The sequence below is a fragment of the Candidatus Pelagibacter sp. HIMB1593 genome, assembly GCF_052047755.1.
Lineage (GTDB): Bacteria > Pseudomonadota > Alphaproteobacteria > Pelagibacterales > Pelagibacteraceae > Pelagibacter.
Genome location: NZ_JBNAJK010000001.1, coordinates 569,686 through 583,937, shown reverse-complemented (window position 1 = coordinate 583,937; position 14,252 = coordinate 569,686). Strand labels below are relative to the sequence as shown.

Genomic DNA, 14,252 nt, shown 5'->3' with positions numbered 1-14,252 from the left:
CGTGCCTATATACAATTTAATGAGATTAAGTCTAAATAATCTTTAGTGGTTATTTAAGAAAATGACAGTTAGCCTCAACAACTGTCCAAGAGGCATCTCCGAACATCCTTTTGCCAATATTGTTATAATGTCTTACAAAACCTAATTGATATTTGTTTAGTCCTTCTGGATTTTTGACCCACTGCTCAATTCTTTTTATATTTTCATGATTTGGAAATCTTGTGGCATAAGCATAAAACCAGCCCCAATTAGAACTTCTTCTAATTTTTAAATCTTGATTTTTATAATCTTTAGCTGGACCAGGTGCTTTCATTTCCTTTGCATACTTGAAAACAATTTCGTTATTTTCTGTAAAATCTATAAAAAATTTTACTAGATTATGAAAATTTTTTCCCTTTCCTTTATGATCATATTCCCAAATATTATACCCTTGATGCTCGGCAATAATTGCGATTACTGTCAACACATTCATCGCTCTTCCTTGATAAAACATTGCTCTTCCACCTCGTCTAACTTCTATAGGTAAACTTCCATTTTTTCTTTGATATCTTATTGCGTGCTCATAATTCTTAAATGCTTTTCTAAAAAGCTTATTGTCATTCAAAATTATTCCTAACTGCATATGAGAAATTGCAGATGAAAGTGCATGGTTATGTGCGCTCATTGGAACTCCTCTTGCGCCAGTACCATCTCCATATTTCTCACCATACATTAAATGCTCACCCCTTTTGACAGTTCTTGTAAACCATTCTTCAATTAATTTTTCTTCTTCAGATGCAAATTCAATTAATTGTCTTGCAAAAGAATAAGCTGACATCATTGGATTATTTATATGTAAATTAATAGTTAACGTATCGTTCCATAAATCACCTGATTTTAATCTTTTTGGAGCATCTGCTTTAGCCCATTTTAAAATAATTTTTTTTACTATTTCACATGATTGAACATTACCACCACTGCAAGGAATACTGTATTGCTCAAACTTGCTTCTAACTTGATCAAATCTATCATCTAAACCATATCCTGTAGGAGCATCTAATTTTTCAATTGGTTCAATTTTTTGAACAAAGGCATGATATGCAGGTTCTGAACACTCACCCTTGTTGGTTTGAATTGGAAAAATTATTTTTGGATTACTAACTGTCGCTTTCTTTTTTATTGATTTAAAATCATCAGCTAAACTTAAATTTGTGAAAAAAAGCAATACAAATATAATTAGTAACTTTTTCATTAAGCTTTAAAAAGCTTATCCGATAAATTTTGTAAATCTTCACCCCAGAAAACATCTTTTTGAATTCTTTCAAATTCAACATCAAACACAGTAGACATTGCAGAAGCATATATAGATCTTGCATCTACTGTTACGTTTAAATCTCTACCTTGAAATAACTCTTTTTTCTTTAAACCTGGCCAATCTGCATGAACTTCTGATTTTTTAATCAAACCTCCTGCCATTAAAACTGCTGTTCCATAGCCATGCTCTGTTCCATTTCCACCATTTTGCTTTATAGTTCTTCCAAATTCAGTCAGTGTTAATATTAAAGTATCTTTAAAAGCGGATCCCATAGAGGCTTTTAATCCTCTTAATATTTGATCATACTCTCTTAAACAATCTGCATGTGTTCCATGAACTCCTCCTTGAGCAGCATGAGTATCAAACTCTTCAACTTGAAAAACTGCAACTCTAGGTCCATTAGGATTAGAAAGTTGTTGACCTGCCTCTCTTGCTAAAGAGCTATTATTGTTTCCAGCATAAGAATTAAATTTTCTTTTTTTAACCATAGATAATGTTGCACTCAAATCACTTTCTGAATATTGTTCAAATTCTCCCTCAATAATATTTAAAAGTCCTTTATTTGGTAAAGAGGATCTTATTGGGTAATAATTATCATTTAGTGGGACACCTCTTATCAGTAGTGGCATTGGAAGCGAAAGTGCTAAACCATTTCCTGTTAAGCCTGCAAGCTTCATCCCTCTTCCCAGCCAGCCTGTTTTGTGTTTATATGGCACTCTTCCACCAGTCATCATTAAGTTTTGGCCTTCAAAATGAGATCTTTCCTTATAAGGGATACTGGTTGCATGAAACACTGATGCATTATTTTGATCCCATAAAGATTTAAAATTTTCTAATGCTGGATGTAAATCAAAATCAGAGGTTAATGCTAAAGTTTTATCTAAATTTATTTTACTTCTTAATTTTTGAAAATTTTTATCATCTTTTACCGGAACAGCACAAAGCCCATCCATTCCACCTTGCAACATGATTACAACTAAATTTTTCTTATTCTGACTAGCAAAAGTTGGTAATCCGAACCCAGCAAAATACAAAGATGTCATTGCTGTAGTTTTTAAAAAATCTCTTCTATTTATTTTCATGCTCTTAAAAACTCCGGATGGTTAAATAGCAATATTTGTTTTTCATAAAGTTTATTAGTTTTTTCAAGGTATTTTAATATTTTTTCAGGGTTATCAAAATTTTTGTTAACTATTTTTTCATAAAACTCTAAATTATTATTTTCTGATCTTGTTAATTCGTAAGTATCTTTTGCATATACTAATCTCCTAATTAGAAGTTCTGGAGATATCCAATCAATCGCTAAATCAGAAAATCCATTTGGTTGTGCTGCTCTATAAGGATTGTGTCCTAAGTCATTAAGTTTCCACTCTGGCTGTCTAAATGTGTCTAGAGGTTTGTCACCTAATTTATATAAATCCATAACTTTTGGAGATGGTGGCCATTTAAAATCTGACAATTTGGACATTTGAATAAACCAATTTTCTGGATTTTGAAATTTTTTGTATTGATCATTGTATTCAAACGCAACTTTTATTGCTGCTTTATGAATTTCAGGTAAAAAACCATCAGAGTCTTTAAAAGCTTTAATGATTGGTTTTTTCATTTCCTCTGTAGGTTCATCAGTAATTAAATGTCTACATAATTTTGTAGCAATAAAATCTCTACAGTTTGGATGATGAACCAAATCTTTGATTACAGCTGCTAAACCCTTTTTTCCACTTTTATAGGTTTTTCCAAATACAGTTTTTTTTCCAGGTTGGTGAACTTCTCTTTCAAATTCAACTTTTTTGGTATCATCAGTTGTTTTACTCCAACCAAGTCTCCATCCTGTCATAATGTAAGCTAATTGTGTTATATCTTCTTGAGTATAACCAGCTGCTGGTGAAACAGTATGAAGTTCTAATAATTCTCTTGCATGATTTTCATTAATTGTTGCTGGTCTCTTTTTTTTTCTTCTCCATTCTTCTTTTCCTGATTTACTTTTTGGACCTTCATTATTACTATTATCTAGATTTCTTATCATTGCCCAGGATGTAGTTGCATCATAAACTAACTTTTCAAAAGATTGATTTAAGTTCAACCTGATGCTTTCTCTATGGTAAGGTCCTGTATGATAGTTTGGTAAAAAATCTTTATCAACAATTGCAAAATGATTTGCCCAAAAAAACCATAATTTTGCAAGCACAGGAGATTGACTTTGTAATGCTTCTGTGTGTCTAATGCTTATTTCAAGTGACTCCCAAAATCTTTGTCCTGTTTTATATCTTAGTAAATTTTTATTAGCTTTATAAAGATTTTTGTTATCTTTAAATTTTTTTCTAAGTTTCATCTCCTCAACACGCCATTCACGTGAGTATATTTCTCTCATTTCTTTTTCAGAATGAATTCTGCCTTTCCACGCCAGGTCTGGAACATTATCTAGTTGATTTAAAGCCCAATTAAGTGGGTCTGAAGGAACTTCTTCATTTGGACCTATTCCAAATGCAACTTTTCTAAAAAAGTTTTTCATTATCAATATTATAAATAAATTACTTTATTTTATCAATATCGTGGATGTTTGTTAAAGAATTATTAAATTCTTCAATATTTTCTCTTAAAGCTAAACTAGAAATTGAATAAATCATTATTAATAACAAAACTAAAGGTAATGAAGTTACAATTGATGCATTACTTTTGATTAACAAAATATAAAAAACTATGAATAAAGCTGAACGAATTAAAACTGTTTTTCTAAATACGCTTATGATTGAAAGAGAATGTTTTAACAAATTAAAAAAACTCATCTGAGATGGGCCAAAATATCTTTTTCCTCTAATTGATGGAGTAGAAATTAAATCTTTTTCAATTTTTTTTAATGATCCAGAAAAACTATTCCAAGTAGATTTTTCATCTAACATTTTTTTAACAGTTACTTTTGAAAGACATGTGAAATTACCAAATTTAATAGATTGCCCTGTAAACACTAAAGTTAAAAACTTATGAAATTGGTAACATAATTTAAAGAACATACTTTCTGATCTTTTAACCCTTTCACCTATTATAGATTTGTCTCCAGCTTCCTTTGATAATTCGATAAAGTTTTTAATTTCTTCAGGTCTATCCTCGCCATCGCCGTCCATAGGAATTACATAATCAAATTCCTTTTTTTCATAGATATATTTCAAACCTGAAGCAATGCATCTTGCATGACCCCTGTTTTCTTTCATATTAATTATTTCAATTGAGTGAATGTTTTCAATATTTGGGTATTCATCGATTATTTGTTGTGAAGAGGCATCATTAATTACCACTAATGATATCTCTGAATTTAAATCTTGTATCTCATGATTAATATTTTCAATTAATAACTTCAAAGACTCGCGGTCATTATAAATAGGTACTAAAATTACATATTTCATAGATTATCTTGATCCAACACAGATACTATCAAGACACATATAATCTTTCAATTGATCAAGTTTCTCTCTTTCAATTATACCTTCCCAAACTGGTCTAGATTTTAAGTGATAAGATAAATTGCCAGCATTCCACTCATCTCCAAGAACAACATTGATAGTTGAGCTAAATTGTTGATCCCAAGCATATTGGGTTTTCATCGCAATTTCTTTACCTGGATAATCTGTTCTCTTATCGTCTTTTGAGACCGAAACATAAGCGTACAGAACAGGTGATAAAAAGAAAAAAAACAAAAATCCAACCATAAATGGTTTTAATTTTTTCAAATTTATTTGAGATTGAAATAAATAAACAATTAATGTTCCAAAGAATAAGTAAAATGGTGTCATCCACATTGTTCGAATTTTTGAACCTGTTATCAATGAAGTTAAAAACATCAGAGCAATTGGTAAAATATTAATTGCCAACAAAAATAATAAATTTTTATCTTTGAAATTTATTTTAAATTTAGTCTTTTTAACCAATAACAACGTTAAAATTATAAATGGAATTAATATGCCAATTTGTTTACCTAAAAATATTAATGGAAATTTGATATGATCAATAAAACTTGATTGCTCTAAACCTGTTCTTGCAAGTCCATAAGTAATTGTAATGAATTCATTATTATTAAGCCAAATTAAGTGAGGAACTAAAGCAACTATAAATACTTCTGTTGATATTAAATATTTAAAATCAAACTTTCTTTCTTTTTTAATAATTAAATAGATAAATAAAAGTGCGATTGATACTAATAGGTAAATGAACAAATATTTTGATAAAAATCCTAATGCACCAAACAAACCTATTAAAAAACAATCCCAAAACTTAATATTTTTTTCATTATAAATTTTCCAAGAATAATAAGCAGTTAAAGACCAAAAAGGTAACTGGCATACATTTACGTTAAACTCAGGTGTGGTAAAATTATAAAAATAAATTGTCTCAATTAATAAAACTGAAATTAAACCAAAAAATTTGTTTTTAAGTATTTCGTTCGAAAGTTTGAAAACATAATAAAAAGAAATAATTACAAAAATTTGGCTTAGTAAATAATAAGCCCAATCCTGTGAACCAAAAATATGAAAAAAAACTTCAGGAAAAAAAGCACTCATAGGCGGATGCTTATTAAAACCCCAATCTAAATTACTCCCCCAAGCTAAAGCCTCAATTGTATCTAAAGGCAAATTGTGATTTGTGAGAGTTGGAATCAAGGTCCAAAAAATTAGATGAGATGTCACAAAAATATAAAAAAGATCGTCTATATTTTTGTTATTAATAGTCATTATTTAAATATTTATAACAATTCAGCTTGCTTGACACCCCTATTTTGCTGAATATACTCCGACCATTCAAAATTACGCTATGCCAAAGACTGCTAAAGCAAAGAAAAAAGTTTCTAAACCAAAAGCAAAAGTTGCAAGCAAGCCAAAGAAAACTGTGGCTTCGCCGGCTAAGAAAGTTCCTATAAAAATTTCAAAAACTTACGTTCCAAAAGAAACTGAAAAATATATGTGCGAAAAACATAAAGTGTTTTTTAGAATGAGATTAAATGAATGGAAGAAAGAATTAATTAAGTCAAACAATGAAGCACTTTACAATGGAAGTATGGATGACAACAATATTTCAGCTGATCTAGTAGATCAGGCAAGTTCATACATCGATAAAAATGTAGAGATGAAAGCAATTAACAGACAAATAAAATTAATTTCAGAAATAGATAAAGCTTTAAGAAGAATTATGGATGATACTTATGGGTATTGTTTAGATACAGCCGAACCAATTGGTTTAAAAAGATTAATGGCAAGACCTGTTGCTAAATACACAATCGCTGCACAAGAAAAGCATGAAAAAGAGGAAAAAGTTCATGTGGATGATTAATTAAATCTTTGGAATTTTTGCCTCTCTATCCATAAAGGCATATCCTTTGATAACAGCCTCACGTTCAGAAATTTCTTGATACCATCTAGATAAGTTTTGATAATTTTTTAATCCAATATCATGCCACTCATGTCTTGCTAACCAAGGCCAAGTTGCAATGTCAGCTATAGTGTAATTATCTCCAGCTAAAAATTTAGAATCTTTCAATCTTGTATCTAATTCCCCATAAATTCTTTTAGCAATTTTAAAATATCTTTGCTCACCAAATTCACTTTTTCCAGGATTGTAATGATGAAACTGGTGATGCTGACCAATCATTGGACCAATAGTTCCCATTTGAGCCATCAACCATTGATTAATCACTAATCGATCTTCTTCGTTATAAAACTTTCCACTTTTTTCACCCAGGTACATCAATATTGCACCAGATTCGAAAATACTTTTATTGTTTTCATGATCTGTAATTACAGGAATTTTACCAAATGGACTTATCTTTAAAAAATCTGGATTAAATTGTTCATCATTTCCTATGTCAATCTTGGTTACTTTGTATTCATGACCAATTTCTTCTAGCATGATACCTATCTTCCAGCCATTTGGAGTATTAGCAGAAAATAATTCTATCATTTTTTTACACCAAGTCTCTCTTGAGCAGCCTTTGATGTAGTTGTGAATTCAAATCTTAATTTTTCGTCTGGTCTTGCATACTTAAAACAACCTCGAGCAGCAAGAGCTCCTTCGTGAAAACCTGAAAGAATTAATTTTAATTTACCTGGATAAGAACAAATATCACCAATTGCAAATATACCATCAACGTTTGTTTCAAAATTTTCAGTATTTACTGCTACTGTTTTTTTATCAATGTTAAGACCCCAATTTAAAATAGGTCCAAGCTTCATAATTAAACCAAAAAAACCAAGAATATAATCAGATTTTAATTCTTGTATTTCACCATCATCATGTTTTATTTTTACTGAAGTACTTTGGTTATCACCGCTAATAGAGTCCATTTGATATTTGGTGTATAAGTTTAATTTCCCTTGATCGTTTAATACTTTTACTTTTTGAACACTAGATTCAGCTCCACTAAATCCATCACGTCTATGAATTAAATTTACTTTAGAAGTATTTGATAATTCAATTGCCCAATCTAAAGCTGAGTCTCCTCCACCAAATATTGAGATGGTTTTGTCTTTAAAAATTGTTTTATCTTTAATTGAATAAAATAATGATGATCCTTCATATTTTTCACATTCTTTAACTGGAAATTTTCTAGGCTCAAAAGATCCAACTCCACCAGCAATAATAATTGCAGCTACATCAAATTCTTGATTTCCACTTGTTTTAACATGCCAACGACTTTCAACCTTTTTTAATTCCTCAACTCTTTCATTTAAATGAAATTTCACATTAAAAGGTTTTATTTGTTGAAGGAGATTATTTGTTAATTCTTCTCCAGTACATTCTGGTACGGCTGGAATATCATAAATAGGTTTATCAGGATAAAGTTCAATACACTGTCCACCTGCTTTATCTAGGTTATCTACGATTTCACACTGAAGTCCTATAATTCCAAGTTGATGAGCACAGAACAATCCTGTTGGTCCTGCTCCAATAATTAACACATCTGTTTTATTCATCTAAGCTTGCTTTTCTGGAATAGTAACCTCTAATCCATCTAATTCATCTGAAACAATTAGTTGGCAACTTAATCTACTATTTTGTTTAGGTTCAAATGCCATATCCAACATATCTTCTTCACCGTCTTCTTTAGTTGGAAGTTTATCTAACCAGTCTTCTTTAACATATACATGACAAGTAGCACACGCCATTCCACCTCCACAATCTGCATCAATTCCAGGAATATCGTTTTGAACTGCACCTTCCATTACTGTTAATCCATTTTGAACATCAATGGCGTGAGTTTTACTGTCGTGTGTATGGTAAGTAATTTTTGCCATGCGTTATATATAGGTTTTTATCTAAATTGAGCAAGTAAGTAAAAACATACTTAACAAGATTTATGCATTTTGAGGTTCTGGTACTTCTTTTTTAAAAAAATAGCTAGTGTCTTCTGTTTGTTTCATTATAGCTGGTAAAATTTCTTTATAAGCATCAATTAAACCATCATTTGTTCGTGGTAACTGATCTTTAATATGATGATGAAGTTTATCTAAGTTATATGATGGAACTGTTGGAAACATGTGATGAGTTACATGATATTCCATTTTCCAATATAAAAAGCTTATAATAGGATTTAGATACATTTCTCTTGTTGTGTATCTATGATCTTTAATATTTCTTGCTAAACCAGCATGTTGAGTAAAAGAAACTAGTTTGTGTAAAGTTCTTCCATAAAATTTTGGTAATAAAAAAAACAAAACAGGTAACCAAGATGATACAATTAAAGACCACAATATAATTGCAATCCAAATTCCAACAAAAATTCTAGAATTAAAAATTACTTTTGATTGTGCATTTTCAGGAATGCAATCTTGCATTACTTTTGTTTTTACACCAAATGCATGTTGAATAATTTCGTAAGCAATACTTTTTTTAAAATAAATAAGTTCCATAAAAGGAATTAAATTCATAATTAAATTTTTTGGTGTTTCTTTTAAATTATTTCCATATTCAATTTCATGATCAAAAGGATTTTCTGTTGAATATGTATTTCCATGATGAACAAAGTGTGTGTATCTCCATCTTAATGGTTCAAAATTAGAAAGATAAGAAGAGATGTAGTAAAAAAATTCATTTAAGTATTTTGATTTAAACGCAGTTTTGTGACCTGTCTCGTGCCATAATGGATTTGAAAAACCATAAATATTTCCGTAAACCAAAAACCAAAAAGCAGACCACCATGTGCCCCAAGTTATATATGCTAATGTTCCTGTTATTAATAACAATCCAAAAAAAACTGAAACATGTTGAAGTCCTTTGACATCAGATTTTTTTGAAAGCTCTTTTAGAACTTCAATATCAACTTGGCATTTGTGCCACTTTTCTAATTTTACATCCATAATTATAAATATGTATAATAACTATACATAATTTTACCTAAGGCAAAAAAAAAGGGCAAGTACAAAATTGTACCTGCCCTTTTTTAAATTTTAAGTAAAACTACTACTTAGCTCTACCAGGTTGTTGCATAGCTGCTGCCCAAATGATCAGACCAAAAGCGATCTTGTTCAAGAAGTCAGCTGCGTTGTAAATCACGTTTAGTGAGTTAGCATCTACACCACCTGTTAGGTAACCAAAAATGTAACCTAATGGGTAGATCGCCCAACCTACAGTAACGATCATTCTCATTGCACCAAAAGCAGTTACAAGTGATTTGTTACCACTTTTTGCTGCTCTCTTACCTGCTTCACCAGAGAATACTTCATATAAGATGTATACCCAACCAGCCATACCGATTATGAAACCAAGTGTAGCGTTGATGTACCCAGCTTCTCCTAAGTATCCACCTACTAGCATTACTAATGTACCAATCATTAGTCTCCAGAAAATTCCAGAGTCTGATTTGTTTACTGCTGATAGAACAAAATAGAATTCTAACATCAATAATGGCACTGTAATTAACCAGTCAATGTATCTGTATACAGTTGGTGAGTCACCAGTAGCGATCCATACATCTCTCATGTACATGTAGTGTACGAATGCAATACCAGTTACTAGACCAGCAACTGTCATTGAAACTCTCCATCCAGCTGGAACTGAACTTCTTTCTAAGAAAAAGAATACAGTAGCAGCTAAACAAGCCATAGATACTAACCAAAACGAAATACCTACGAAATCGTCTTGAGCCAGCATAGCTGTTTCAGCGTTTGCAACACCAGTTACGCCCATAAGAGCAACAACTGTAAGAGCAAACAATTTAAGTTTTTTCATAAAAAACTCCCTCTTCGTTAGTTTTTATTTATTTAGTTTATATAAACTAGACTTAAGTAACCCTAAGCCAAAGTTGGGGTTAAATAGCAAATTAAATTAGTTTTATGAAGACTTAATTGTCATTAATTTGCATTGATTTTACTGAATTTTTAAAATTAAATACAATTTATAAGTTAAAAACCAAAAAAATAACGAAAATCGAATCAAATTAGAATGTCAAAAAAATTTCAAAGTATTTACGAAAATTCTATAAAAAACCCTGAAAAATTTTGGCAAGATGCAAGTGAAGATATCTTTTGGTTTAAAAAACCAACAAAAATTTTAAATAAATCTAGTCCTCCTTTCTATAAATGGTTCGAAGATGGCGTCACTAATACTTGTTATAATGCTTTGGACATTCACATTGACCATGGAAGAGGACAAAAAACAGCTTTAATCTACGATAGTCCTATTACAGGCAACAAATCGAAGTTCACTTATGAGGAACTTAGAGCAAAAGTATCAAGATTTGCAGGTGCTTTAAAACAACAAGGTGTAAATAAAGGAGACAGAGTAATTATTTACATGCCAATGATCCCTGAAGCGGTAATTGCGATGCTTGCATGTGCAAGAATTGGGGCCATACACTCAGTTGTCTTTGGTGGATTTGCCTCAAATGAACTTGCAAGCAGAATAGATGACAGTAAAGCAAAATTATTAGTAACGGCTTCATGTGGTTTTGAACCTGGAAGAACAGTTGAATACAAACCTTTAGTGGATGAGGCTATTAAAATAGCAAATCATAAAATTGAAAAGATGATTTTGTTTCAAAGACCAGGAAACGAAGTCAAATTAAATGCTCCAACAGAGATAAGTTGGGATGAAGCGGTCTCAAATGCAACAGATGCAGACTGTATTGAAATCAATTCAAATGAGTTTGCTTACATTCTTTATACATCTGGAACAACAGGGACACCAAAAGGAATTGTAAGAGATACTGGTGGTCATATCGTAGCTCTTAAATGGACTATGAAGAATATCTACAATATTGATACTGATGATATTTGGTGGTCCGCTAGTGACATTGGATGGATTGTTGGACACTCTTATATTGTTTATGCTCCATTGTTCAAAGGGTGCACTACAGTTTTATTTGAAGGAAAGCCTGTTGGAACCCCAGATGCCGGTGCTTTCTGGAAAATTATTTCTGACTATAAAGTAAAATCATTATTTACAGCACCGACTGCATTTAGAGCCATCAAGAAAGAAGATCCAGAAGGTAAATTTTTCTCAAAATATGATTTATCTAGTTTTGAGAGCTTGTTTCTTGCAGGAGAAAGAGCAGATCCAGATACTATAAAGTGGGCTGAAAATTTATTAAAGGTCCCAGTGATTGACCACTGGTGGCAAACGGAGACTAGTTGGGCAATTAGCTCAAATTGCACTGGAATTGAAATGATGGAGACCAAATACGGCTCAGCTTGTAAAGCAGTTCCTGGATATGATGTAAAAATCATTAAACCAGACCAATCTTTAGCCAAACCAAATGAAATGGGTGATATCGTGATTAAACTACCTTTGCCACCTGGAACATTCCCTACTCTTTGGAATGCTGATCAAAGATACAAAGAAAACTATATGACTAATTATGAAGGATATTACCAAACCTATGATGCAGGTCACATTGATGATGATGGTTACATTTGGATTATGTCTAGAACTGATGACATTATCAATGTTGCAGGACATAGATTATCAACTGGTGCAATTGAAGAGGTTTTGTCTGAACATCAATCAGTTGCTGAATGCGCAGTACTTGGAATTGCAGATAAATTAAAAGGTCAATTACCAATTGGTTTAGTAGTTTTAAAATCTGGTGTTGAAAAAGATAATGAAACTATATCAAAAGAATGTGTGCAAATGGTAAGAGATAAAATTGGTCCTGTTGCTGCATTTAAGACTGTAATTGTTATTAAAAGACTACCAAAAACTAGATCAGGAAAAATTTTAAGAGGAACAATTAGAAAAATTGCAGATGGTGTTGAGTATAAAATTCCACCTACAATAGATGATCCAGCAATACTAAATGAAATAAAGGAAGATTTAGTAAATCATAAAATTTTAAATAATGATTAAAACTTATATATTTTTGATTGCTGCAATTTTTTGTGAAGTTGCTGGAACGATGTTGTTACCAGTTTCTCAAAACTTTACTAAAGTTATACCTACAGTTGCTTTATCAATTTTTTATCTTTGTGCATTTTATTTATTAACTTTTGTTGTGAACAAACTTCCAATTGCAATTGTATACGCTACATGGAGCGGATTAGGAATTTTTACAATTGCTATACTAGGATATATATTTTTTAAACAAACCTTAGCTTGGCAAGCAATCTTAGGATTATTTTTAATCGTATTAGGTGTAATTCTGGTAAATAGTTTTACAGTTAAGCTTAACTAAATTGTAAAGGATTTCCTTCTGGGTCTCCTAAAATTTTCCCATCTTGCATTTTAATTTTTCCTCCAATGATAGTGTGGGTAGGTGTTCCTTTAAATATAAATCCATTAAATGGAGACCATTTACATTTACTTTCAATATTTTCATTTTTAATTTCAATTGTTTTATTCATATCGACAATTGTAAAGTCAGCGTCGTATCCTTCTTTAATAAACCCTTTATTTTTTATACCAAAAATTTTAATTGGATTTTCACAAACAAAGTTAACCAACTGATTTAAACTAAGCTTTCCATCATTGATATGATTTAACATTACTGGCATTAAAGTTTGAACACCTGGCATCCCTGAAGGAGTATTGGGGTAAACTTTATCTTTATTTTCTTTTAAATGAGGTGCGTGATCTGATCCAATAGTATCATTGAAATTATTTCTAACACCATACCACAATCTATCATAATGAGATTTGTCTCTTAATGGTGGGTTCATCTGAGCATATGTTCCAAGTTTGTCATAGCAATCTGGAGCATAAAGAGTCAAATGTTGTGGGGTTATCTCAAAAGTAATGTTTCCTTTATGCTGAGAAAGAAAATCAATTTCTTCTTTGGTTGTTATATGAAGAACGTGAGCTTTTTTCTTGTGTTTCTCTGCAATTCGTACAATTCTTCTTGTGGATGCTATGGCGCACTCTGCACTTCTCCAAACTGGATGAGTATGGACATCTCCCTCTTTAATTAATTTTTTATTAATTTTTAATATCGCTTCATCCTCAGAATGCACTGCGACGACTTTGGAGGCATTTTGAAAAACCTTATCTATGTCATCCTCCTCAGCAACTAATAAATTACCAGTCGAGGATCCAGCAAAAAGCTTAATTCCACAACAACCTTCTAAATCTTTTAAACTAGCTAAATCATCTGCATTATCAGCAGTAGCACCAAAGTAAAAAGCGTAATTGCAATACATTCTATTTTTAGCAAGATCTAGTTTTCTTTGAAACTCTCTCATGTTTGAAGTTGGAGGGTTAGTGTTTGGCATCTCAAATACACTGGTTATCCCACCTGCTATTGCTGCCCTACTACCTGAATGAAGATCTTCAGTATCAGTTGATCCAGGTTCTCTAAAATGTGTTTGAGTATCTATACAGCCAGGTAAGACAGTTTGACCTTCAGCATTAATTGTCTCTTTTGCTTCATCTGAAATTTGACCAATCTTTTGAATTTTTCCATCTTTTATTGAAACATCATTATCTTTCAATTCTCCATCGATGTAACATTGTCCATTTTTGATTAAAAGATCTAACATTCTGA

The 14,252-nt window shown here is 31.2% G+C and carries 14 protein-coding genes; 3 read left to right on the top strand and 11 right to left on the bottom strand.

Going from position 1 to position 14,252, the window contains the following annotated elements:
• Positions 1 to 49: 49 nt before the first annotated feature.
• Genes ACTTA0_RS02985 through ACTTA0_RS02965 form a run of 5 tightly spaced genes read right to left on the bottom strand, consistent with a single transcriptional unit; the run spans position 50 to position 6,018 of the window.
• Positions 50 to 1,231, bottom strand: a complete 1,182-nt coding sequence (locus tag ACTTA0_RS02985) for an alginate lyase family protein (protein WP_440676035.1) — start codon at positions 1,229 to 1,231, stop codon at positions 50 to 52.
• Positions 1,231 to 2,376 carry a DUF1501 domain-containing protein gene (locus tag ACTTA0_RS02980; protein ID WP_440676034.1) on the bottom strand — a complete coding sequence of 382 codons (1,146 nt, stop codon included), beginning with the start codon at positions 2,374 to 2,376 and terminating at the stop codon, positions 1,231 to 1,233. The genes ACTTA0_RS02985 and ACTTA0_RS02980 overlap by 1 nt, the downstream gene beginning before the upstream one ends.
• Positions 2,373 to 3,806 carry a DUF1800 family protein gene (locus ACTTA0_RS02975; RefSeq protein ID WP_440676033.1) on the bottom strand — a complete coding sequence of 478 codons (1,434 nt, stop codon included), beginning with the start codon at positions 3,804 to 3,806 and terminating at the stop codon, positions 2,373 to 2,375. Before ACTTA0_RS02975 ends, ACTTA0_RS02980 begins: the two co-directional genes overlap by 4 nt.
• Before the next feature lie 19 nt (positions 3,807 to 3,825).
• Positions 3,826 to 4,695, bottom strand: coding sequence for a glycosyltransferase (locus ACTTA0_RS02970; RefSeq protein WP_440676032.1), 870 nt, complete (start codon positions 4,693 to 4,695; stop codon positions 3,826 to 3,828).
• 3 nt (positions 4,696 to 4,698) lie between these two features.
• Positions 4,699 to 6,018, bottom strand: coding sequence for a glycosyltransferase family 39 protein (locus ACTTA0_RS02965; protein WP_440676031.1), 1,320 nt, complete (start codon positions 6,016 to 6,018; stop codon positions 4,699 to 4,701).
• 79 nt (positions 6,019 to 6,097) lie between these two features.
• Between ACTTA0_RS02965 and ACTTA0_RS02960 the strand changes: the two genes are divergently transcribed.
• A complete protein-coding gene (locus tag ACTTA0_RS02960) occupies positions 6,098 to 6,613 on the top strand; it encodes a TraR/DksA family transcriptional regulator (protein ID WP_262589647.1) in 516 nt (171 codons plus the stop codon).
• On the opposite strand, the gene ACTTA0_RS02955 is transcribed toward ACTTA0_RS02960, so the two are convergent.
• The 5 genes from ACTTA0_RS02955 to ACTTA0_RS02935 all read right to left on the bottom strand — a co-directional run bounded on the left by ACTTA0_RS02955 (position 6,614) and on the right by ACTTA0_RS02935 (position 10,507).
• A complete protein-coding gene (locus ACTTA0_RS02955) occupies positions 6,614 to 7,240 on the bottom strand; it encodes a glutathione S-transferase family protein (RefSeq protein WP_440676030.1) in 627 nt (208 codons plus the stop codon).
• Positions 7,237 to 8,253, bottom strand: coding sequence for an NAD(P)/FAD-dependent oxidoreductase (locus tag ACTTA0_RS02950; protein ID WP_440676029.1), 1,017 nt, complete (start codon positions 8,251 to 8,253; stop codon positions 7,237 to 7,239). The genes ACTTA0_RS02955 and ACTTA0_RS02950 overlap by 4 nt, the downstream gene beginning before the upstream one ends.
• On the bottom strand, positions 8,254 to 8,574 hold the full coding sequence (locus ACTTA0_RS02945) for a 2Fe-2S iron-sulfur cluster-binding protein (protein WP_440676028.1): 321 nt from the start codon (positions 8,572 to 8,574) through the stop codon (positions 8,254 to 8,256). It abuts the gene before it with no gap.
• A 60-nt stretch (positions 8,575 to 8,634) separates the two neighbouring features.
• Positions 8,635 to 9,636 carry a fatty acid desaturase gene (locus ACTTA0_RS02940; protein ID WP_440676027.1) on the bottom strand — a complete coding sequence of 334 codons (1,002 nt, stop codon included), beginning with the start codon at positions 9,634 to 9,636 and terminating at the stop codon, positions 8,635 to 8,637.
• 103 nt (positions 9,637 to 9,739) lie between these two features.
• Positions 9,740 to 10,507: a bacteriorhodopsin-like gene (locus tag ACTTA0_RS02935; protein ID WP_440651056.1), complete on the bottom strand. Its 768-nt coding sequence runs from the start codon at positions 10,505 to 10,507 to the stop codon at positions 9,740 to 9,742.
• Between the two features lie 213 nt (positions 10,508 to 10,720).
• Between ACTTA0_RS02935 and ACTTA0_RS02930 the strand changes: the two genes are divergently transcribed.
• The gene (locus ACTTA0_RS02930) at positions 10,721 to 12,622 is read left to right on the top strand and encodes a propionyl-CoA synthetase (RefSeq protein ID WP_440676025.1); all 1,902 of its coding nucleotides are present in this window, start codon (positions 10,721 to 10,723) and stop codon (positions 12,620 to 12,622) included.
• Positions 12,615 to 12,947 (top strand): DMT family transporter, encoded by a 333-nt coding sequence (locus ACTTA0_RS02925; protein WP_440647812.1) that lies wholly within the window; start codon positions 12,615 to 12,617, stop codon positions 12,945 to 12,947. The genes ACTTA0_RS02930 and ACTTA0_RS02925 overlap by 8 nt, the downstream gene beginning before the upstream one ends.
• Here ACTTA0_RS02925 and ACTTA0_RS02920 read toward each other — a convergent pair.
• Positions 12,940 to 14,247: a dihydroorotase gene (locus ACTTA0_RS02920; RefSeq protein WP_440676024.1), complete on the bottom strand. Its 1,308-nt coding sequence runs from the start codon at positions 14,245 to 14,247 to the stop codon at positions 12,940 to 12,942. The two genes, ACTTA0_RS02925 and ACTTA0_RS02920, sit on opposite strands and share 8 nt — an antisense overlap.
• Positions 14,248 to 14,252 lie beyond the last annotated feature (5 nt).